This window comes from Citrobacter amalonaticus, from assembly GCF_018252635.1.
Classification (GTDB): Bacteria; Pseudomonadota; Gammaproteobacteria; order Enterobacterales; family Enterobacteriaceae; genus Citrobacter_A; species Citrobacter_A amalonaticus_E.
Genome location: NZ_JAGTXM010000001.1, coordinates 13,647 through 33,360, shown reverse-complemented (window position 1 = coordinate 33,360; position 19,714 = coordinate 13,647). Strand labels below are relative to the sequence as shown.

Annotated in this window: 23 protein-coding genes; 18 read left to right on the top strand and 5 right to left on the bottom strand. The window is 50.9% G+C overall.

Features of this window, described 5'->3' with window-relative positions:
- Window positions 1-4 precede the first annotated feature (4 nt).
- The 4 genes from KE671_RS00160 (at window position 5) to KE671_RS00145 (ending at window position 2,807) form a co-directional block, all read left to right on the top strand.
- Complete coding sequence (locus KE671_RS00160) at window positions 5-847, top strand: histidine biosynthesis protein (RefSeq protein WP_102603271.1); 843 nt, start codon at window positions 5-7, stop codon at window positions 845-847.
- 15 nt (window positions 848-862) lie between these two features.
- Window positions 863-1,726, top strand: a complete 864-nt coding sequence (locus KE671_RS00155; RefSeq protein WP_206161206.1) for a Cof-type HAD-IIB family hydrolase — start codon at window positions 863-865, stop codon at window positions 1,724-1,726.
- Window positions 1,713-2,471, top strand: coding sequence for a DeoR/GlpR family DNA-binding transcription regulator (locus KE671_RS00150; protein ID WP_206161205.1), 759 nt, complete (start codon window positions 1,713-1,715; stop codon window positions 2,469-2,471). Before KE671_RS00155 ends, KE671_RS00150 begins: the two co-directional genes overlap by 14 nt.
- Before the next feature lie 63 nt (window positions 2,472-2,534).
- Entirely contained in the window at window positions 2,535-2,807 is a 273-nt protein-coding gene (locus KE671_RS00145) for a DUF3811 domain-containing protein (RefSeq protein WP_042321003.1), read from the top strand.
- Here the strand turns inward: KE671_RS00145 and rluF are convergent.
- Entirely contained in the window at window positions 2,804-3,682 is an 879-nt protein-coding gene (rluF, locus tag KE671_RS00140; RefSeq protein WP_206161204.1) for a 23S rRNA pseudouridine(2604) synthase RluF, read from the bottom strand. The genes KE671_RS00145 and rluF overlap by 4 nt on opposite strands.
- A gap of 343 nt (window positions 3,683-4,025) precedes the next feature.
- On the opposite strand from rluF, the gene KE671_RS00135 reads away from it, so the two are divergent.
- The 8 genes from KE671_RS00135 to KE671_RS00100 all read left to right on the top strand — a co-directional run bounded on the left by KE671_RS00135 (window position 4,026) and on the right by KE671_RS00100 (window position 10,658).
- Window positions 4,026-4,979 (top strand): sugar-binding transcriptional regulator, encoded by a 954-nt coding sequence (locus KE671_RS00135; RefSeq protein WP_206161203.1) that lies wholly within the window; start codon window positions 4,026-4,028, stop codon window positions 4,977-4,979.
- 70 nt (window positions 4,980-5,049) lie between these two features.
- Entirely contained in the window at window positions 5,050-5,856 is an 807-nt protein-coding gene (locus KE671_RS00130; RefSeq protein WP_206161202.1) for an SDR family oxidoreductase, read from the top strand.
- Between the two features lie 9 nt (window positions 5,857-5,865).
- A complete protein-coding gene (locus KE671_RS00125; RefSeq protein ID WP_206161201.1) occupies window positions 5,866-6,273 on the top strand; it encodes a mannose/fructose/sorbose PTS transporter subunit IIA in 408 nt (135 codons plus the stop codon).
- Complete coding sequence (locus tag KE671_RS00120; protein WP_206161200.1) at window positions 6,273-6,767, top strand: mannose/fructose/sorbose PTS transporter subunit IIB; 495 nt, start codon at window positions 6,273-6,275, stop codon at window positions 6,765-6,767. The genes KE671_RS00125 and KE671_RS00120 overlap by 1 nt, the downstream gene beginning before the upstream one ends.
- A 169-nt stretch (window positions 6,768-6,936) precedes the next feature.
- Window positions 6,937-7,734, top strand: a complete 798-nt coding sequence (locus KE671_RS00115; RefSeq protein WP_206161199.1) for a PTS mannose/fructose/sorbose transporter subunit IIC — start codon at window positions 6,937-6,939, stop codon at window positions 7,732-7,734.
- Window positions 7,735-7,745: 11 nt separating this feature from the next.
- Window positions 7,746-8,570, top strand: coding sequence for a PTS system mannose/fructose/sorbose family transporter subunit IID (locus KE671_RS00110; protein WP_046493831.1), 825 nt, complete (start codon window positions 7,746-7,748; stop codon window positions 8,568-8,570).
- A gap of 53 nt (window positions 8,571-8,623) precedes the next feature.
- A complete protein-coding gene (gene sorE / locus KE671_RS00105; protein WP_206161198.1) occupies window positions 8,624-9,844 on the top strand; it encodes a zinc-binding dehydrogenase in 1,221 nt (406 codons plus the stop codon).
- Between the two features lies 1 nt (window position 9,845).
- The gene (locus KE671_RS00100; RefSeq protein ID WP_206161197.1) at window positions 9,846-10,658 is read left to right on the top strand and encodes a shikimate 5-dehydrogenase; all 813 of its coding nucleotides are present in this window, start codon (window positions 9,846-9,848) and stop codon (window positions 10,656-10,658) included.
- Window positions 10,659-10,737: 79 nt separating this feature from the next.
- Here the strand turns inward: KE671_RS00100 and KE671_RS00095 are convergent, their stop codons facing one another.
- Window positions 10,738-11,130, bottom strand: coding sequence for a YdeI family stress tolerance OB fold protein (locus KE671_RS00095; protein WP_206161196.1), 393 nt, complete (start codon window positions 11,128-11,130; stop codon window positions 10,738-10,740).
- A 141-nt stretch (window positions 11,131-11,271) separates the two neighbouring features.
- Between KE671_RS00095 and KE671_RS00090 the strand changes: the two genes are divergently transcribed.
- The 3 genes from KE671_RS00090 to KE671_RS00080 are packed head-to-tail and all read left to right on the top strand — an operon-like array spanning window position 11,272 to window position 12,760.
- Window positions 11,272-11,775: a hypothetical protein gene (locus KE671_RS00090; RefSeq protein WP_206161195.1), complete on the top strand. Its 504-nt coding sequence runs from the start codon at window positions 11,272-11,274 to the stop codon at window positions 11,773-11,775.
- A 9-nt stretch (window positions 11,776-11,784) separates the two neighbouring features.
- Window positions 11,785-12,231: a DUF421 domain-containing protein gene (locus KE671_RS00085; RefSeq protein ID WP_206161194.1), complete on the top strand. Its 447-nt coding sequence runs from the start codon at window positions 11,785-11,787 to the stop codon at window positions 12,229-12,231.
- A gap of 10 nt (window positions 12,232-12,241) precedes the next feature.
- Window positions 12,242-12,760, top strand: coding sequence for a 2-oxo-tetronate isomerase (locus KE671_RS00080; RefSeq protein WP_206161193.1), 519 nt, complete (start codon window positions 12,242-12,244; stop codon window positions 12,758-12,760).
- A gap of 181 nt (window positions 12,761-12,941) precedes the next feature.
- Here the strand turns inward: KE671_RS00080 and KE671_RS00075 are convergent, their stop codons facing one another.
- Window positions 12,942-13,127, bottom strand: coding sequence for a general stress protein (locus KE671_RS00075; RefSeq protein WP_178825068.1), 186 nt, complete (start codon window positions 13,125-13,127; stop codon window positions 12,942-12,944).
- Window positions 13,128-13,503: 376 nt separating this feature from the next.
- Between KE671_RS00075 and KE671_RS00070 the strand changes: the two genes are divergently transcribed.
- Complete coding sequence (locus tag KE671_RS00070; RefSeq protein ID WP_206161192.1) at window positions 13,504-14,412, top strand: SDR family oxidoreductase; 909 nt, start codon at window positions 13,504-13,506, stop codon at window positions 14,410-14,412.
- A gap of 108 nt (window positions 14,413-14,520) precedes the next feature.
- A complete protein-coding gene (locus KE671_RS00065; RefSeq protein ID WP_206161191.1) occupies window positions 14,521-14,790 on the top strand; it encodes a hypothetical protein in 270 nt (89 codons plus the stop codon).
- Window positions 14,791-14,902: 112 nt separating this feature from the next.
- Here KE671_RS00065 and KE671_RS00060 read toward each other — a convergent pair whose 3' ends face one another.
- Together KE671_RS00060 and KE671_RS00055 are read right to left on the bottom strand one after the other, a co-directional pair.
- Window positions 14,903-17,743 (bottom strand): autotransporter outer membrane beta-barrel domain-containing protein, encoded by a 2,841-nt coding sequence (locus KE671_RS00060; protein ID WP_206161190.1) that lies wholly within the window; start codon window positions 17,741-17,743, stop codon window positions 14,903-14,905.
- A gap of 109 nt (window positions 17,744-17,852) precedes the next feature.
- A complete protein-coding gene (locus KE671_RS00055; protein WP_206161189.1) occupies window positions 17,853-18,398 on the bottom strand; it encodes a hypothetical protein in 546 nt (181 codons plus the stop codon).
- Window positions 18,399-18,965: 567 nt separating this feature from the next.
- On the opposite strand from KE671_RS00055, the gene pepE reads away from it, so the two are divergent.
- Window positions 18,966-19,655: a dipeptidase PepE gene (gene pepE / locus KE671_RS00050; protein ID WP_206161188.1), complete on the top strand. Its 690-nt coding sequence runs from the start codon at window positions 18,966-18,968 to the stop codon at window positions 19,653-19,655.
- Window positions 19,656-19,714 lie beyond the last annotated feature (59 nt).

The following is a 19,714-nucleotide window of genomic DNA, read 5'->3' as shown; positions in this document are numbered from 1 at the left end:
CACCATGTTTAAAGGCGATATGAATAAAAAACGCGCCAAAGCGTTACAGAAAGTGAAAGATGCCATCGCGCTGCACGGCGGGCAAACCATCCTCAGCACGGGGATCACCGGCGACGATGCGCGCCTGGCAAAAGCGGTCTGCGAGGCTGGCGTGAAACTACTGGAGCCGAACCATCCTGCGCTGGCGCTGGCGCGCGGTCACAAAGGGGTGAGCAACATGCACGCGGCGGAGCAAATCCGTCACGAAATCACCAACGGTCAGATGGCTGAAGCGGTACACGGCGTACGTAATGTGGTGCCGGACGACATCTTCATCACCGTAGGCATTGCGGGCGGATTTACCGAAACGCTGCCCGTCCCGCTCACTGAAACGGAGATTCTGGAAATTGCCCGCGCCGGGGCCGACGGTTTGCATACCCATAAATCTGACTGGGACGACCTACAGGACATCGTCAACCTCGCCCATCAGTATGGGCTAACCGTCGATGCCTACATTGGTCACCCGGATGACCTGCATACCTTCGGCATTCCGGCACGCACCCCGGAAGAGGTCGCCAGCGTAGCGAAGCGCATGCAGGAGATTGGCGTCGATATGATCGGCTTGATGACCGGCATGAGCTATGAAGGCGTGGCGGCAGGCGATATCCCGCAGATGATTAAAGACCGTCTTCGGGCGCTGGTTGGCGCGGTGGATGTCCCGACACTGGCGGAGGGAGGCATTAACCTCGCCAATGCCAAAGCGTTTAAGGACACCGGGGTCAATATTCTGGTCGTCGGCACAGCAATCGACAATATGGTTTGCAACGCCGCCAAAGAGGCCGTAACGCCATTTATCGCCCATGCCTGACGACAGAGAACAATAATGCTACTGGTTACCGATCTGGATGGAACATTGCTGACGTCGCATAAGACAATCACGCCACGCACACGTCAGGCGCTGGCTGAATTTCGCCAGCGCGGCGGTCTGCTGGCCGCCTGTTCCGCCAGACCGGTCTCCTCAATGGCGCGCCTGTTACAGCAGCAGCAGGTAGAGACGTTGTTTGACTGGTGCGCGGGCTTCAACGGAGGACAGATCCTTGAACTGACGTCGCAACGCATTTTGCATTCTGCGGCCCTTACCCGGATGGATCTCAGAGAGATTGACCGACATATTTCGCTGTCCCGTTATCCTCACCATTTTTTTACTGCGCAAGCGATTTATCATCGCTACGATCGTCTTATCGTCCCGTGGACCACCTACGAAGCCAGTTTATTTGAGTTACCACTTATTAGTGCCGCACCAGGGAATATCGTTGAGCGTCACGATATATTTAAAATTACGCTGGTTGCAGAACACGCCCGGATCGAAAATCTCTGTCGGGAAATAAATCGCCAGTTACCCAATGACTATAAGGCGACAATCACTGGTGGGAATTATATCGATATTCAACGTGGCGAAATAAATAAAGGCTACGCGCTCGCTGAAATCGCCCGACAATTAAACACGTCCCCGGCAGAGATTGCCGCCATTGGCGATCAGCAGAATGATATCAGCATGCTTACCGTTGCCGGGTTCGGCATCGCGATGGGCAACGCGCCAGAGAGTGTAAAACGTCAGGCCCGGTATGTGACGACCACGAATGATGATGAGGGTATCGTCTGTGCGCTGGAGTGGTTGCGTTGCTTTGAGCATCCAGTTACCATGCGGCAAAGTTCGACCCTGGCGGAAAATAATGAACCCGATTAAAAGAAGAAAACATATTCTTGATGAATTAAACAAATTCGGTGAAGTGACCGTTATTAAATTATCCGAAACGCTGAATGTGACCTCGGAAACCATTCGCCGCGATCTTTCTTTACTGGAGTCTGAAGGTCAACTCACCAAAATTCACGGTGGCGCGGTCAAAAAACAGGTTGTTCAGGAAGATGCATTTGGCGCAAGAATCGATGCACATCGCGAAGAAAAAATGGCGATTGCCAAAGTGGCCGCGGGAATGGTCAGCGAGCGCGATACGCTATTTATCGATTCATGTACCACGAATCTTATTCTTGCCGAACACTTACCCCCTCTCGCCTTTTCCGTTATTACCAATTCCGCCTTAATTGCCGATAAAATAAAAGAGCATAATCTCCAGGCGCGAGTTTATGTCTTAGGTGGCGAATACGATTACCATTTCCGCGCCAATCTGGGCGTCTCGGTGTGCCAGCAGATTAATGCGATTCACGCCGATATTTGCTTTATCGGTGCGGGCGGCATTTCGTCACAGCATGGGGTACTTGTGAAGAGCTTTGACGAGGCCTACGTTGCCAAAGCGATGATTGCGATGAGTAAAAAATCGGTGATCCTCGCCGACCATACTAAATTTGGTCAGGACGGTGTGATGTGTATCGCCACGCTCAAAGAGATTGATTACATCATCACGGATAAAGGCTTTAAAACAACGGGTTATACACAACAGGATTTCGCAGGAAAACTGCGTATTGCTGACTGAGCGCTATCCGCCCGCGGCGTATTGCCGTACACTGAAATCACCAGGCAGACAGAGGGCACCCGTATGGCACTCCCCCGCATTACCCAAAAAGAGATGACCGAACGCGAACAGCGCGAACTGAAAACGTTGCTGGATCGCGCCCGTATCGCGCATGGTCGTCAGTTGACCAATGCAGAAACCAACAGCGTGAAGAAAGAGTACATTGATAAGCTGATGGTCTTGCGCGAAGCCGAGGCCAAAAAAGCCCGCCAGTTGAAGAAAAAGCAGGCTTATAAACCGGATGCGGAAGCCTCTTTTTCCTGGTCCGCGAATACGCCAACGCGCGGCAGACGTTAACGACCTTTCTTCTTGCGCCCCGGCGAGGTAAAGCGTTTACCGTTTGCCGCCGGGCGTGATTTCTCTTTCTCCGCCGTCTTTTCGATTTTCACCACCGGGCGCTTGATTCCCGCCGTTTTCGGCTTCGCTTTCGTCTTTGGTTTCGCTTCTGAAGACGAGTTTTCGATAAGCTTGAACAGCGTAATCAGCTCATCATCCGTCAGATCACGCCATTCACCCAGCGGCAAGCCGGAGAGACCCACGTTCATGATGCGTGTACGTTCAAGCTTCGTCACTTCATAACCGAAATGTTCGCACATGCGGCGAATCTGCCGGTTCAGCCCCTGAATCAGGGTAATTCGGAAAACAAACGGCGCTTCTTTCTTCACCTTGCATTTTTTGGTAACGGTGCCGAGAATCGGTACGCCCGCCCCCATTCCACGAATAAATTCATCCGTGACCGGTTTGTCGACCGTCACCAGATACTCTTTTTCGTGATCGTTACCGGCACGCAGGATCTTATTCACCAGATCGCCGTGGTTGGTCAGGAAGATCAGCCCCTGGGAGTCTTTATCCAGACGGCCAATCGGGAATACACGTTTGCTGTGGTTAACGAAATCAACGATGTTGTCGCGTTCGCTGTCTTCAGTGGTGCTCACGATCCCCACCGGTTTGTTCAGCGCGATAAAGACCAGATCTTCCGCTTCGCGCGGCTCAATCAACCGACCATTCACCTTCACGATGTCGCCAGGCATCACCTGGTCACCAATGGTGGCGCGTTTGCCATTGATGAAGACGTTCCCTTGCTCGATGAAGCGATCCGCTTCGCGACGCGAGCAGATACCGCTTTCACTGATGTATTTGTTGAGTCGAATGGATGATGAGTCGGGCAGCATAATTTCTCCTTTGAATGCGGAATATACCCTACCTTGCTGGCGATAAAAAATAATCGTGCAGAATGACCACTGCGCTATTTGTGATCTGTCACACCTTTTGACACAAAAGTGTCGCCGATCTTTACGTGCAATTTTGTTGAACGAAAATCAGCAGAATCAAGCTATTAGGATTGTATGCACATCTGTGCCAACAACGATCACCCGCCACATCATATGTGCAACATTAATCGCCAGTTCTGGACGAGGAAAGAAGAGAAAATCGCTTTGAACTCCTGCTCTTATCAGGTTATATCGGATCAAGAAGGTTGGTTGGTGATTTGCACAAATGTGCAGGAGTCTACAGATGATGACGGAAAACAGTGATGATATCCGCCTGATCGTAAAAATAGCGCAGCTCTATTATGAACAGGATATGACACAAGCGCAGATCGCCCGTGAACTGGGGATTTATCGCACGACTATCAGCCGTCTGCTGAAACGTGGTCGCGAACAGGGCATCGTCACTATTGCCATCAACTACGACTACAACGAAAACCTGTGGCTGGAACAGCAGCTCAAACAACGATTCGGCCTCAAAGAGGCGGTGGTGATCACCTGCGACAACGAGCAGGAAGAGGAACAACTTGCAATGATGGGCGTGCATGGCGCGCAGTTGCTGGAACGTTTACTGGAGCCCGGCGATATCATTGGTTTTTCCTGGGGACGTGCGGTGCGTGCGCTGGTCGAAGGGTTGTCGCCTGCCAGCCAGTCACGCCAGCTGATCTGCGTGCCAATCATCGGCGGACCGTCCGGGAAGCTCGAGAGCCGTTATCATGTCAATACGCTCACCTACGGCGCAGCGGCAAAGCTGAAAGGCGAATCACACTTGGCTGATTTTCCGGCACTGCTGGAAAACCCATTGATTCGCAACGGTATTATGCAGTCCCAGCACTTTAAGTCGATTTCTGCCTACTGGGAGAATCTCGATGTTGCACTGGTGGGGATCGGTTCTCCGGCCATTCGCGACGGCGCAAACTGGCATGCCTTTTATGGCAGCGAAGAGAGTGACGACCTGCATGCCCGTCAGGTTGCCGGAGACATTTGCTCGCGCTTTTACGATATCAACGGCGTGACGGTGGAGACCACTATGAGTGAAAAAACGCTCTCCATCGAAACCAACAAATTAAAGCAGGCGCGTTATTCCATCGGTATCGCCATGGGTGAAGAAAAGCTCAGCGGTATTCTCGGCGCATTACGCGGGAAATATATTAATGGTTTAGTCACTAACAGCCATACCGCTGAATTGTTGTTGAAGTAAATATATTCAACTTGATCCTGACGTAATTTATTTTATGCAGGATCCCCTTCTCTGAAATTGGGAGTTAATTATGCAAACGTGGTTAAATCTACAGGACAAAGTCATTATTGTAACCGGCGGCGCATCCGGAATTGGCTTAGCCATTGTCGAAGAATTATTAGCACAAGGCGCGAATGTACAGATGGCGGATATTCACGGCGGCGATGCAAAACAGGAAGGCAATAACAGCTATCACTTCTGGCCAACAGATATTTCCAGCGCCAAAGAAGTCAATCACACTGTGGATGAAATCATCCAGCGCTTTGGTCGTATTGACGGTCTGGTCAATAACGCTGGCGTTAACTTTCCCCGCCTGTTGGTTGATGAAAAAGCGCCAGCAGGAAAGTATGAATTAAACGAAGCCGCGTTTGAAAAAATGGTCAATATCAACCAGAAAGGCGTGTTTTTAATGTCTCAGGCAGTGGCGCGCCAGATGATGAAACAGCGTAACGGCGTTATCGTCAACGTCTCTTCTGAAAGCGGGCTGGAAGGATCAGAAGGCCAGAGCTGCTATGCCGCAACGAAGGCGGCGCTGAATAGCTTCACCCGTTCCTGGTCAAAAGAGCTGGGCAAACACGGCATTCGCGTGGTCGGCATTGCTCCCGGGATCCTGGAAAAAACCGGACTGCGCACGCCGGAATATGAAGAGGCGCTGGCCTGGACCCGCAATATCACCGTTGATCAACTGCGCGAAGGCTACAGCAAGAACGCGATTCCGATTGGTCGCTCGGGACGTTTGACCGAAGTTGCTGATTTCGTTTGTTATCTTCTGTCTGAACGTGCCAGCTATATTACCGGAGTAACCACTAACATCGCGGGCGGAAAAACGCGAGGCTGAGGAGGCGTTATGGTAAATGCAATCTTCTGTGCTCACGGCAATCTGGCCTGCGCCATGCTGGAATCGGTGCAGATGGTCTACGGTGACGCCAACGTTGAGGCGGTAGCCTTTATCCCCGGAGAGAACGCCAGCGACATCGCCGCAAAGTTAGAAAAGTTAGTGAGCACTCACACCAATAGTGAATGGCTGATTGCCGTCGATTTACAGTGCGGCAGTCCGTGGAACGCCGCAGCAACGCTTGCGATGCGTAACCCGGCCATCCGGGTGATCAGCGGGCTTTCCCTGCCGCTGGCGCTGGAACTGGTTGATAACCAGAGCAGTATGAATGTGGATGAACTGTGCGAACACCTGACGACCATTGCACAACAAACCTGCGTGGTCTGGCAGCATCTGGAAACGACCGAAGAGGATTTCTGATGAATATTACCCTTGCCCGTATTGATGACCGCCTGATCCACGGTCAGGTCACCACCGTCTGGTCGAAGGTGGCAAATGCCCAGCGGATTATTATCTGTAATGACGAGGTTTATGATGATGAAGTACGCCGGACATTATTACGCCAGGCCGCCCCGCCGGGGATGAAGGTCAACGTGGTGAATATCGAAAAAGCCGTCGCGGTTTATCATAACCCACAATATCAGGACGAAACCGTATTTTATTTATTTACTCGTCCACAAGACGCGCTGGCGATGGTCAAGCAGGGAGTGAAAATTGCCACCTTAAATATAGGCGGCATGGCCTGGCGACCAGGTAAAAAACAATTAACCAAAGCCGTATCCTTAGATGATGATGATATTAATGCGTTTCGTGAGCTGGATAAATTCGGCGTAACTCTGGATTTACGCGTGGTCGCCTCCGATCCCTCCATTAATATTCTTGAAAAAATAAAAGAACTGTCGTTCGCTGAATAAATAAAACGCCTGGTTTTATTACACATAGTCATTCTGGTTGCGAAGCGACGGTCCGTAAGGGCAAGTCTCATGGATGAGACGAGTAATTCTGCCAACAAAGAGGCAGCCGGAAGGACGGCGTGTAAATGCTTTAACAGGCAGGGATATTTACACTTCAAGGTAACCCATTATGGAAATCAGTACTCTACAAATTATCGCCATATTTATATTTTCCTGTATTGCCGGAATGGGCAGCGTGCTGGATGAATTTCAGACTCACCGCCCGCTCATTGCCTGTACGGTTATCGGTCTGATCCTCGGTGATTTAAAAACCGGGGTGATGCTCGGAGGGACGCTTGAGCTGATCGCGCTTGGCTGGATGAACGTCGGTGCCGCGCAGTCTCCGGACTCCGCCCTCGCCAGTATTATCTCCGCCATTCTGGTGATCGTCGGCCAGCAGAGCATCGCCACCGGTATCGCTATCGCACTGCCGGTGGCGGCAGCAGGCCAGGTTCTGACGGTCTTTGCCCGTACCATCACCGTGGTGTTCCAGCATGCGGCGGATAAGGCCGCAGAAGACGCGCGTTTTCGTACCATCGACATCCTCCACGTTTCGGCGCTGGGCGTCCAGGCGCTGCGCGTCGCCATCCCGGCGTTAATTGTCTCGCTGTTTGTCAGTGCCGATATGGTCAGCAATATGCTGAATGCCATCCCGGAATTCGTTACTCGCGGCCTGCAGATTGCCGGTGGCTTTATCGTGGTGGTCGGTTACGCCATGGTGCTACGCATGATGGGCGTGAAATACCTGATGCCCTTCTTCTTCCTCGGTTTTATCGCCGGTGGTTACCTCGACCTGAGCCTGCTGGCCTTTGGCGGCGTCGGTGCGATTATTGCGCTGGTCTACATCCAGTTGAACCCGCAGTGGCGTAAAGCCGAACCGCAGTCTCAAACCCTCTCCACCACCGCTCTTGACCAGCTTGATGACTAACGGAGCCCATCATGGAACAGAAAAAACTGACCAAATCTGACCTGTTTAGCATGTTTGTTCGCTCCAACCTGCAGCAGGCGTCTTTCAACTTTGAACGTATTCATGGACTGGGCTTTTGCTACGACATGATCCCCGCCATCAAGCGCCTGTATCCACTGAAAGAAGATCAGGTAGCGGCACTCAAACGTCATCTGGTGTTCTTCAATACCACCCCCGCGGTGTGCGGGCCGGTGATTGGCGTGACCGCCGCCATGGAAGAGGCGCGTGCGAACGGGGCGGAGATTGACGATGGCGCCATCAACGGCATTAAAGTCGGTCTGATGGGGCCGCTGGCGGGCGTCGGCGATCCGCTGGTCTGGGGCACGCTGCGGCCGATCACCGCCGCGCTCGGCGCGTCGCTGGCGTTGTCCGGCAATGTTCTCGGCCCGCTGCTGTTCTTCTTTATTTTCAACGCGGTCCGTCTGGCGATGAAGTGGTACGGCCTGCAAATTGGCTTCAATAAAGGAGTCAACATCGTCAGCGATATGGGCGGCAATCTGCTGCAAAAACTGACCGAAGGCGCATCGATTCTCGGCCTGTTTGTGATGGGAGTGCTGGTTACTAAGTGGACCAGCATCAACGTGCCACTGGTGGTATCGCAAACGCCTGGCGCGGACGGCGGTACCGTCACGATGACCGTGCAGAACATCCTCGACCAGCTCTGTCCCGGCCTGCTGGCGCTGGGTCTGACGATGCTGATGGTACGTCTGCTCAACAAGAAAATTAACCCGGTCTGGCTGATCTTTGCCCTGTTTGGTTTGGGGATTATCGGCAACGCACTGGGCTTCCTGTCCTGATTTTTTCGCCCCGGCGGTAAGCCGGGGCTATCGCTCAACATGAGGTGGAATATATGTTAACGACAGCTCTGCGCCTTTATGGCAAACGCGATCTGCGCCTGGAAACGTTCGAACTTCCCCAGATGCAGGACGATGAAATTCTGGCAACCGTGGTCACCGACAGCCTGTGCCTCTCCTCCTGGAAAGAGGCCAACCTGGGTGAGGATCATAAAAAGGTACCAGACGATGTGGCAACCCACCCGATCATCATCGGACATGAGTTCTGCGGCGATATTATTGCCGTGGGGAAAAAGTGGCAGCACAAGTTTCAACCCGGTCAGCGCTACGTGATTCAGGCGAATCTGCAATTGGCAGATCGCCCGGATTGCCCCGGTTACTCCTTCCCATGGGTGGGCGGTGAAGCCACACACGTCGTGATCCCCAATGTGGTGATGGAACAGGACTGTCTGCTGGCTTATGAAGGCGAAACGTACTTTGAAGGATCGCTGGTTGAACCGCTCTCCTGCGTGATCGGCGCGTTCAACGCCAACTATCACCTGCAGGAAGGTACCTATAACCACAACATGGGGATCCGCCCGCAGGGCCGCACACTGATCCTCGGCGGGACGGGACCGATGGGGCTGCTGGCGATCGACTACGCGCTGCACGGCCCAGTCAATCCGGCGCTACTGGTGGTGACCGATACTAATCACGATAAGCTAAGCTATGCCCGTCAACACTATCCTTCTGAACCGCAGACGCTTATCCACTACCTGCACGCACAGGATGCCGCGTACGACACGCTGATGGCGCTGACCGGCGGCCACGGCTTTGATGATATTTTTGTTTTCGTACCGAACGAACAACTGGTTACCCTGGCCTCTTCCCTCCTTGCCCCGGACGGCTGCATGAATTTCTTTGCCGGCCCGCAGGACAAGCAGTTCAGCGCCCCGATCAACTTCTACGACGTGCATTACGCCTTCACGCACTATGTGGGTACCTCGGGCGGGAATACCGACGATATGCGCGCGGCGGTCAAACTGATAGAAGAGAAGAAAGTGCAGGCCGCTAAAGTGGTCACACACATTCTTGGGCTGAATGCCGCAGGTGAAACCACGCTGGAGTTGCCGAAAGTGGGCGGCGGTAAAAAGCTGGTCTATACCGGGAAAGCGTTACCGTTAACCGCCCTCAGCCAGATTGACGATCCCGCGCTGTGCGCTATTCTGGAACGCCATCACGGGATTTGGTCTAAGGAAGCCGAACAGTATTTACTGTCGCACGCCGAGGAGATTTAACATGATTAATCGCGACACCCAGTTATGCATGTCGCTTGCCGGTCGGCCCGGTAACTTTGGTACCCGCTTTCATAACTATCTGTATGAAAAGCTGGGTTTAAATTTCATCTACAAAGCGTTCACCACCCAGGATATTGAAGCGGCGGTGAAAGGGGTTCGCGCATTAGGCATTCGTGGCTGCGCGGTCTCGATGCCGTTTAAAGAGAGCTGTATGCCGTTTCTCGACGCTGTCGATCCGTCGGCGAAAGTTATTGATTCCGTCAATACCATCGTCAATGACGACGGCAGGCTGACGGGCTACAACACCGACTACATTGCGGTAAAAAGCCTGATTGCCAGCCACCAGCTCGATACCGCTGCGCGGGTGATGATTCGCGGCAGCGGCGGGATGGGGAAAGCGGTGATTGCCGCCTTTCGCGACGCCGGTTTTCGCGATGTAATCGTCGCTGCTCGTAACCGGGACAGCGGCCCGGCGCTGTCGAAACAGTATGGTTTTCAGTGGCAACCGCTACCGGAAGGCATTGCCTGTGACATTCTGGTTAACGTCACGCCCGTTGGCATGGCCGGCGGTAAAGAGAGCGATGAACTGGCGTACAGCGAAGCCATGGTTGCCAGCGCCAGCGTGGTTTTCGATGTCGTCGCCCTGCCGCCGGAAACACCGGTGATTACGCTGGCGCACAAGCTGGGGAAAAAAACCATCAGCGGCGCGGAAGTGATAGCGTTGCAGGCCGTCGAGCAGTTCGCGATGTACACCGGCGTTCGCCCGGATGACGCGCTGATTGTTGAAGCCGCTGCATTCGCCCGGGGCGGATAAGAAGGTAGAAAAAGAGCGCCGAGGGGCGCTCTGATTTGTCTCAACATTTACGTAATCCGCTGTACAAGGGTGAGTGAAACTACTTCTGAATTCGGTCAACGCGTACCACAGGCGGTTGTGTTTTCGTGTCCAGACTGCCGTTGATGCTGATCATTTGATCGGGTTTTACCGTGCGCCCATCGAAGACAGAAAGCGGAATAAGGGTATGGATACTGCCGGTTTTGTCCCGGAAAACAAATTTATCTCCACCCCGATCGTCAATAAGGTTGCCGCGCAATGAGATGGTAGCACCGTCATGCATGGTTTTGGCTTGTTGGACCGTCATGATGCGGGCATCTTCGGTACCCCGGTACCCATCATCCAGCGCATGTGGCGGTGGCGGTGCCGTATCTTTTTTTAACCCACCATTATCGTCCGCAAAAACCGCAGGAATTACAAAACACCATAAAAGGGGTGCGACGGATAATTTCATATTGCCCTCATTTCATCGTCAACTTGACTTATTAAGTCTGGTTGCTATTCCTTAATCTGGCAAACGGGAAGTGTCTTAAAAGACAATATCCTTAAGAATCATTTGGCTGGCAAAATACAAGCGAAACGGCGAGGTTAAGCAATGGCCAGAGAAAACACCAAAATACCCGGAATTGAAGAGAGTCGGCGTTTCCTGAGGCTCGAATTCGTTTTTAATAAGGTTGGATTGGCTGTTTTACTCTGTATTATCGTCATGGCGCTGGCTGGCGTTTTTTCTGGCGGTTATCTTAGTGAGAACCTGATAAAAAATAAAACAGGTAATGTGATATTGCATTTTGAGCGTTTTAATCGATTGCAAACACCGTTTACCTTAAAAATTTCATCCACTTCTCACCATTCGGGGAAAAGTGTTTTCCGACTTGGCGGAGATTTCACTACCTTTTATGAAACAGATAATATCTGGCCGCAACCTGATAGCATGTATAGCGAAGGAGATAACCTCTATCTGGTTTATCACACAGAAGAAAGTCAGCATAACCCATCTATTTGGTTACAGATTACGCCAGTAAAACCCGGGAGCGCACAGAGTGTACTTCAGTTAAACAGTGAGCCTGAAATACAATTCAGACAGTTTATCTATCCGTAGGAGGTCAGTATGGAAATGGTGCTCAGGGCGTTAGCCATTTATCTTATTTTACTGGTCGTCTTTAAAATTGTGGGGCGTCGGGCATTGTTACAAATGACCAGTTTCGACCTGATTTTATTGCTGATTATCAGCGAAGCGACTCAGCAGGCATTACTGGGTAATGATTTTTCCGTAACCGGCTCCATGATTACCATTGTCACGTTGGTTGTGGTCGATATGGTGTTCGGCATGATGAAAAAAAAGATAAATGGCGCTGAATCTGCACTTGACGGTTCACCCGTTATTCTCCTTGAAAAAGGAGTACCTTTACTAGAGAAAATGAAAATGGTTGATATTTCTCTCGACGATATTTTGGTGGCTGCGCGGCAAAATCAGGGGATTACAGAAGCAGGTCAAATTAAATATGCTATTCTGGAGCGTAATGGCCATATTTCTGTTATCCCTGATAATGATTAAGGGGAATGTAATGAACCATCCAGCGTACAACGAAACCAAAACCATTGGTGAGTTAACAAAACAAATCGCCAATATCTTTATCGACCGCGGTTTATCCTTAACAACGGCGGAATCCTGCACGGGTGGTAACCTCGCTGCCGCGCTCTGCGCCGAGTCGGATACGGCTGCATTTTATGATATTGGCATCGTGACTTTCAGTGACAGCGCAAAACAGAAAATGCTGGGTGTACAAGCCACCACGCTGGAAAAATATACCGCCGTGAGTGAGCAGACGGTCAGGGAAATGGCAGAAGGCGCACGACTGCGTGCCGGAACAGATATCAGTATTGCCATTAGCGGATATGCGGGACCGGACGGTGGAGAAGATGGCACACCAGCCGGTACGGTCTGGTTCGCATGGAGTTTCCGTGGGCAAACGTTGACCAGGCGGGAACTTTTTTCTGGTGGGTGTCAGGATGTCATTGAAAAAGCGGTCTGTTATAGTCTGGCGGTTTTAGTGGAAAAGGTTTCTGCCTGGCAAAGCCACTGACCTTAGTTTTTGGTGAGTTAAATGATGATCCCTTACGATATAAGATTAAGAATCGACGTATAAAAATATCGCCAATGTTTTATACTCAAACGTCTCGATTGTGAGAGAGAGTAATATCTGCGAGTCCTGAACAGACCCGCAGGGCACCCTTTTAACTAAAAGATGAATCTGACGTTAACCATCAGGAATTATCAGATTTGCGACCGCCACTGTGGCTGTTCTGGCCACCTTTCTTACCTGCTTCAGACGCACGTTGCGGATCGTTTTTAAAGTTTCCACCGCTATGCTGACCACCTTTGCGGCCCGCTTCAGATGCTTTATCTCGGTCTTCAGCGAAATTACCGGAACCACCACGATGCTCTGCCATATATCACCTCATATATCGGTTGTGTCAGTCAGATACGAATTTCATTTCGTATCCATCGTTGTTCAGTGCTTAACGTTAGTGGTTATCTGCGTTTAGTCAAATTGAATACCCGTTTGCTGTCTTAGCAGGTTGCTTTAATTTTCAACAAATTAAGAAAAATACCGCCTCGTTTATTTTTCACCTTATTTTGCAAAGAGAAAGACTAACGTACTGACATAATAAAGAATTAAAAACACCACAATTAAACCAGGATAAATCTCATTACTCAGGCGATCGTGCAAAGTAAATTTAGCCCCTGCAGAGTAATTAAGACACAGGTCGTCAATTTTGTTCTACGCTTAATAGCTCTGATGAGAAAATAATGAGAGGTGACTGAATGGCTGACAAATATAATGGGAAATCGGAAACAAATAAAACGAATTCAGCACGTTTTCCCGCTCCGCCTTTTCCACACCAAAAACAACCTTTTCCGGGACTTGCCGGGAAAATGCAACCACGCCCTGACCATGGTGAAGAAAGCTACCAGGGCAGCGGTCGGCTTAACGGCAAAAGAGTGTTAATTACCGGAGGAGACTCGGGGATTGGCCGGGCGGTGGCAATTGCTTACGCCCGCGAAGGGGCGGATGTGGCAATCAATTATCTTCCCGCTGAAGAAGAAGATGCTCGCGAGGTCGTCGCACTGATTAAAAAAGCCGGAAGAAAAGCCGTAGCGCTTCCCGGGGATATTCGTGATGAATCGTTTTGCCAGCAACTGGTCAGTCAGGCCGCAGAGTCTTTAGGCGGTCTGGATATCCTGGTTAACAACGCCGGGCGCCAGCAATTCTGTGAGTCGATTGAAGAGCTCACCACCGAGGCCTTTGATGCTACATTCAAGACCAATGTCTATGCCATGTTCTGGATTACGAAAGCGGCAATTCCCCACCTTCAGGCGGGTAGCGTGATTATCAATACCTCCTCGGTGCAGGCCTATGAGCCCAGCGAGATCCTGCTTGACTATGCGCAGACGAAAGCAGCGATCGTAGCTTTTACGAAATCGCTGGCAAAACAACTGGCATCGAAAGGGATCCGGGTAAATGCCGTTGCCCCAGGTCCTTACTGGACGGTTTTGCAGTGTTGTGGCGGTCAGCCACAGGAGAAAATCGAGCAATTTGGAGCCAATGCGCCGCTCGGTCGTCCTGGTCAGCCCGTTGAGATTGCCCCATTGTATGTCACCCTGGCGGCTCCGGAGAATAGCTATACCTCCGGGCAGGTCTGGTGTTCTGACGGCGGAACCGGGACGTTATAGCCAGTGATGTGCCGCCACCTCTTACAGGAGAACGTTGACGCAGGCATTGGCCGCTAAGGCAAAAGGCTCCCCTTAAGTGCAGTATTTTACCGACAATCAGGAGTGCAAATGACTGATTTAAATGAACGCATTGAAATCCTTGAGAAAGCCATTGATGAGCTGACCTTTGACCTGCGTGCCTCTCAGGTGGCGATCAATGTGTTATCCACGGTGATAAACAGCATGAGTAGTGAACCCGGCTTGCTTGAAAACGCTTATGAGCAAACCAGAAGCTCTGCTCCCCTCGTCAGGTTCAACCACCCGACTCAGGCGGGCGACGAGGAAGAACTGACCCGGAGAATTTTAGGTTTGCTCTCCGTGTCAGCTCCTGGCGCTTAGCCTGTTCAGGGCGCGATCCTCTCTTAAGGAGATACGTCTACGGACAGGTTCTTTTGCAATAATTAAGCCCGCGCAGGATGCACGGGCTTTCATTAACGCTTAAACAGAACGGTCAGAAACTGTAGCGGAAGCCCAGTTGGCCACTATAAGGCGTCTCGATATGTTGACCTTTTTCGTAGCTTACCTCTCCCCAGGCGGACCATCTGTCGTTCAGTTTTGCTGTCATCCCCAGGCCGTATTTCCCGCTGGTGCCAGACAGATCGTTGGTAAACTTCTCGGTGTGGTTAATAACGACATCGTTATTCTTCATAAACTCATGACGAACGGCCAGTCTCGCATAAGGCTGTAACATTGTCCCGTCTGCCAGCGTCACATTTTTACCGAAGGTTAACCCCGTTTCCCCTTTCAGGGAGCGGGTCGCATCCGCATTAACCGACATACCGCTGTCGAGTTTGTAATGGGTTTTGTCCCCCATAAACCACGAGGCCTGAATGTACGGTTCAACAAACCAGCTCTCCAGCGCGATATGCTTCCCGGCCTCGACGGACAAACCACCACCAACGGTGTTATCTTTTGCATGGGTGCGCCCACCGTTGAAGTAAGGGTTATTCTCAGTACGGAAATAGTTGGCTTTTAATACACCATCAAGGTAATAACCGCTGTCGTGTAACCAGGTCGTATACAGCCCGATCCCATAACTGTCGGCTTTGCCGTTGGTGCTGGATGCGTCGAGATCCGCACGCGTATAAGAAGCCATACTCCCCACAATCAACGCGCTGTCTTCCAGCTCAAAACGTGTATCACCGCCAAACATCACACCATTTACATCCTGACGATAACCTACGTGCTCTGTAGACACCCGGTACCGGCTACTAATGTATTTACCCCATGCGCCATTTTCATGGTCACGCATCTGACGAATTTCACCCAGACGTGTCCGCAGCGTTGTCAGCTCAGCGTCCCATAAGGTAGGGGTCACATTCGCCATGGCAATTACTGCTTTAGCGCTTTCTGATAAATCCGGTTTTACCTCCGGTTCCGGATTCGGAGAAGGCCCCGGGCCTGGCTCAGGATCGGGACCTGGCTCTGGCGTATTCGCCTGCGGCGACAGATACCAGTTGTCTTTGTCGCTGTCAGCGCCATGCACCAGATAGTATTTATATGCACCAAGATCGACACTGCCGTTTGTCATCGCAAAGGTATCTGCCGCACTCCCGTTTGCATAAATCAGATGGTAAGGCGCAGCAGTACGGCTACGTAACTCACTTCCAGAATCCCGAACCGTGACGTTAAATTGCCCGCTGACAGATTCAGAAACGTTCAGAAAATCGCCCATTCCACCAGATAAATTGGTGTTCATGACGAAAGTACCGTTCCCTTCAAGCGTCGTGAGTTCCAGACGGTTAAACTGCCCCGCAACGTGTCCCTCTGGCGCGCTAAAACTGACGACACCATTGTTCGTTAAAGCTTTAATCGTCGCGACGGACTCAGCGGTGTCCGCATTGTGTTTCAGATAGAGAACCGAAGAGGGGCTTTGTAAGTCCACGGCGGCAGCCCAGGCGCCCTTACCCAGATTTCCTGTCCAGTCGTGAACGCTTCCTCCTTCCATCGTCAGCGTCCCGTCTTCTACTGTCAGCGCGTCAGTTGAATAACCGCCATAGGCAATCAGGCTGCTCCCGCCATTGCGAAGCGTTGTGTTTGAAATATGTCCCCGCGCGAGCACCTCCTGGCGTCCACCATCCACGATTGTGTTACTGGCTTCGCCGTACCAGGCTAGCTGCTGGAGGCCACCAGCGTGCACGGTTGTGTTGGTCGCGTTGGCGCGATCACCGCCCGTCCAGCCATCCTGCTCAACCCAGTTTCCGCCAGACCAACCGCCTTTCTGACCATTAACCAGTTGCGTGCCGTAGACCTGCGTCCCGTCCGCATTACCGGTTTGAATACGTTGCAAACCACCGGCATGAATAGTGGCATTCTTCGCCTGCTGTCCGTTGACGCGCACTTTTGAATTGCTGTCGGAAATCCAGTCTCCACCGTTCCATTGACCGTCTACGCCACTGATCACCTGCGTACCATAAACCTGCGCATTTTCTGAAATGCCGGTGGTAATCGTTTGTCGTGCGCCCGCATAGACAGTGGTATCCCGGTCAGCGACATATTCTGCGCCTTTTCCGCTATAAACCTGCTGGAATGCGCCGTTATACAGGAACGTGTCCAGAGCCAGACCGCTGGCCAACTGATAACTGCCCGCGCCAATATGAGAGTTTTTCGCCGTGCCGTTATAAATGATCTGCTGACCACCATTTTGCACAATCGTATCTTCAACCAGCGCGGTGCTGGTGACAGAAAGCTCCTGTGTACCGCCATCAATGAGATTCGCTTGGGCATACCCACGCCCCCCCACAGTCTGTCTTCCGCCTGTTGTTACCACTGTGTCATAGGCTTCGGAATCGCCATTCAGCGTGAGGGCACCGTTATTTTCAACCCGCGTATGGAAGGCTTTGCCACCACTATTCAGCTGTAAGACACCGGTTTCGATATTCCCTTTGCTATTGGTGTATTCCCCTTTCACCGTGGTATTCACCGCTTCAGAACCGGCCGCATTGTACAATCCGTCACCGATATTGAGCTGGACGGAATTTAAAGTATTATTATAACTGTAAGACTCATTTAATAACGTCACGACCTGCTTAGAAAAAGCAGGGTTCAGAAGTACGATTTCCTGGTTAGCAATATACTTTTTATCTTTTATCGAAAAACTGGGATAGCCTTTTTCCCACGTTTCTTTCACCCAATCCCAGTGATTGGTATAGTCCGGATTCAACAGCAAGTTGTCCGGCATCGTGGTAGTTTGTACCGGTGGATAAGGCGTCGGCAGCGTTTCTGCTGCCGCAAGCGGGGACGCCGTCAAGCATAATGCAGGGAAAAAAGCATGGTAAAAGACGCGTTTCATATCGAAATCCATAATTAATATAATCCATATTTAACGAGCACTCCTGTCCAGCGTGTGACTATTTCACACACTGTCAGAAGATAAGAAAACGTATTTTTAAGTGTGTTATTCAGTTCAGAATAAGGAGATGTTCAAGTTTTCTTACTTTAAATTTCCGCGCCACAGTGGTTTTCCATCCTTGCAGGGTAGAATAGGCGCGACCGTGTTTCTCTTGTAAGTAACTCATACTGCCGCCTTCAAGGTAGTGTCGCAGAAGCAGAACGTCCCTCGAAGAGAGTCGGCAGGCAGGGCCAGGGAATGACCATACGATTTGACGCCCCATCGCCACCGTGTCCAGACCGCGAATAACATCACTCACCGAACAACGCGATTCAAAAATAGCGCTGACCGCCTGGCATTTCAGGTGCCAGAAAAAGGCCAGGGGCATGAGGCGCTGGCTGGAAATAATAATTAACTGATAACCGCTCTTACTTAATTGAGAGAACGATTGAAAGAAATTCTTTAACGTGTAGTTATTAAGATGAATAAACAGATAGCCTGAGTCGGAATGAGAATTAATTAATCTCCTGGCCAGAACAGAAATTCCTCTGGAAAAATAAAAATCATTTTCAGGCCAACTGGCAATACGGCACTTTTTTACATATTCCATTGTCATACAGATTATCCTCCCTATATCCTGGACAGCCTTATATATTTATTCTCATGAGGGAAGTCCGCTTTCCGGCGAGATTATTATGCTGACATTGTCCAGCGCCCCTACACTGTTATTGTCGATATAATATTGATTCAACCCGAATAGTACATGAGCAAAATTGATTGTCAAACCTGATCGATAGACAATAATTAATAGATTATTGCTATCACTAACGAGATATCGATCGTTGCAATCGATCTTTTTTTCGGAATTTACCTTGTGGATTATAGGGAAAACAAAAAGATACACAAAATCAATACTTTGGTAAAAATCCTATATTTCAGTGGGTTACGTAAATCAATGTCTTTTATTTGACATATTTAGTTACAAAAATATGAAAATTGAGAATAAATCGTATCTAAGAATAGTTCTCCTTTAAAACATAAAATGTAGCTGAAATTAAGCTAGCCGTTAGGTTATAAATTGCTGTTTCCCCCTTTCAACATAGTGAGCCATGTCAGTAAGTCGCTATTCCGACAGTGGTAGCATTATCGCGTTTTGTAATTTTCTGATTTCATGGAGTAAAAGATGGAACTGCTTTTATTGAGTAACTCGACGCTGCCAGGTAAAGGCTGGATGGAACATGCGCTGCCGCTGATTGCGGAACAATTGAATGGTCGCCGTACGGCGGTATTTATTCCGTTCGCAGGCGTGACGCAAACCTGGGATGAATACACGGAAAAAACAGCCGCAATATTCGCCCCCATGGGCGTCAAGGTGGTGGGCATTCATAGCGTCGCCGATCCGCTGGCGGCAATTGAAAATGCAGAAGTGGTCATTGTTGGCGGCGGCAATACTTTTCAGTTGCTGAAAGAGAGTCGTGAACGCGGGTTGCTGGCACCGATTGTTGACGTGGTTAAACGCGGTGCGTTGTACATCGGCTGGAGTGCAGGAGCGAACCTCGCCTGCCAGACCATTCGCACTACCAACGACATGCCGATTGTCGATCCAAAAGGTTTCGACGCGCTGGGCCTGTTCCCGCTGCAGATTAACCCGCATTTCACCAACGCACTGCCGGAAGGCCATAAAGGCGAAACGCGCGAACAGCGTATTCGCGAACTGCTGGTTGTCGCGCCAGAGCTGACGGTGATCGGTCTGCCGGAAGGGAACTGGATTAACGTGAGCAAAGGTCAGGCAGTGCTTGGCGGCCCGAACACCACGTATGTGTTCCAGGCCGGTAAAGACGCAGTGTCGCTGGAAGCGGGACACTGCTTTTAGTTGATTTGTTGTCTGATGCCGGATGGCGGCTTCGCCTTATCCGACCTACTTCCCCGTAG

What these genes read in the sequence shown, in the direction of transcription:
- KE671_RS00075 (WP_178825068.1), bottom strand. Translation starts at nt 13,127, where the DNA reads ATGGCAGAGCATCGTGGTGGTTCCGGTAATTTCGCTGAAGACCGAGAT.
- KE671_RS00095 (WP_206161196.1), bottom strand. Translation starts at nt 11,130, where the DNA reads ATGAAATTATCCGTCGCACCCCTTTTATGGTGTTTTGTAATTCCTGCG.
- KE671_RS00115 (WP_206161199.1), top strand. Translation starts at nt 6,937, where the DNA reads ATGGAAATCAGTACTCTACAAATTATCGCCATATTTATATTTTCCTGT.
- pepE (WP_206161188.1), top strand. Translation starts at nt 18,966, where the DNA reads ATGGAACTGCTTTTATTGAGTAACTCGACGCTGCCAGGTAAAGGCTGG.
- KE671_RS00100 (WP_206161197.1), top strand. Translation starts at nt 9,846, where the DNA reads ATGATTAATCGCGACACCCAGTTATGCATGTCGCTTGCCGGTCGGCCC.
- KE671_RS00060 (WP_206161190.1), bottom strand. Translation starts at nt 17,743, where the DNA reads ATGAAACGCGTCTTTTACCATGCTTTTTTCCCTGCATTATGCTTGACG.
- KE671_RS00070 (WP_206161192.1), top strand. Translation starts at nt 13,504, where the DNA reads ATGGCTGACAAATATAATGGGAAATCGGAAACAAATAAAACGAATTCA.
- KE671_RS00090 (WP_206161195.1), top strand. Translation starts at nt 11,272, where the DNA reads ATGGCCAGAGAAAACACCAAAATACCCGGAATTGAAGAGAGTCGGCGT.
- KE671_RS00065 (WP_206161191.1), top strand. Translation starts at nt 14,521, where the DNA reads ATGACTGATTTAAATGAACGCATTGAAATCCTTGAGAAAGCCATTGAT.
- KE671_RS00125 (WP_206161201.1), top strand. Translation starts at nt 5,866, where the DNA reads ATGGTAAATGCAATCTTCTGTGCTCACGGCAATCTGGCCTGCGCCATG.
- rluF (WP_206161204.1), bottom strand. Translation starts at nt 3,682, where the DNA reads ATGCTGCCCGACTCATCATCCATTCGACTCAACAAATACATCAGTGAA.
- KE671_RS00155 (WP_206161206.1), top strand. Translation starts at nt 863, where the DNA reads ATGCTACTGGTTACCGATCTGGATGGAACATTGCTGACGTCGCATAAG.
- sorE (WP_206161198.1), top strand. Translation starts at nt 8,624, where the DNA reads ATGTTAACGACAGCTCTGCGCCTTTATGGCAAACGCGATCTGCGCCTG.
- KE671_RS00150 (WP_206161205.1), top strand. Translation starts at nt 1,713, where the DNA reads ATGAACCCGATTAAAAGAAGAAAACATATTCTTGATGAATTAAACAAA.
- KE671_RS00055 (WP_206161189.1), bottom strand. Translation starts at nt 18,398, where the DNA reads ATGACAATGGAATATGTAAAAAAGTGCCGTATTGCCAGTTGGCCTGAA.
- KE671_RS00160 (WP_102603271.1), top strand. Translation starts at nt 5, where the DNA reads ATGTTTAAAGGCGATATGAATAAAAAACGCGCCAAAGCGTTACAGAAA.
- KE671_RS00145 (WP_042321003.1), top strand. Translation starts at nt 2,535, where the DNA reads ATGGCACTCCCCCGCATTACCCAAAAAGAGATGACCGAACGCGAACAG.
- KE671_RS00120 (WP_206161200.1), top strand. Translation starts at nt 6,273, where the DNA reads ATGAATATTACCCTTGCCCGTATTGATGACCGCCTGATCCACGGTCAG.
- KE671_RS00130 (WP_206161202.1), top strand. Translation starts at nt 5,050, where the DNA reads ATGCAAACGTGGTTAAATCTACAGGACAAAGTCATTATTGTAACCGGC.
- KE671_RS00135 (WP_206161203.1), top strand. Translation starts at nt 4,026, where the DNA reads ATGATGACGGAAAACAGTGATGATATCCGCCTGATCGTAAAAATAGCG.
- KE671_RS00080 (WP_206161193.1), top strand. Translation starts at nt 12,242, where the DNA reads ATGAACCATCCAGCGTACAACGAAACCAAAACCATTGGTGAGTTAACA.
- KE671_RS00110 (WP_046493831.1), top strand. Translation starts at nt 7,746, where the DNA reads ATGGAACAGAAAAAACTGACCAAATCTGACCTGTTTAGCATGTTTGTT.
- KE671_RS00085 (WP_206161194.1), top strand. Translation starts at nt 11,785, where the DNA reads ATGGAAATGGTGCTCAGGGCGTTAGCCATTTATCTTATTTTACTGGTC.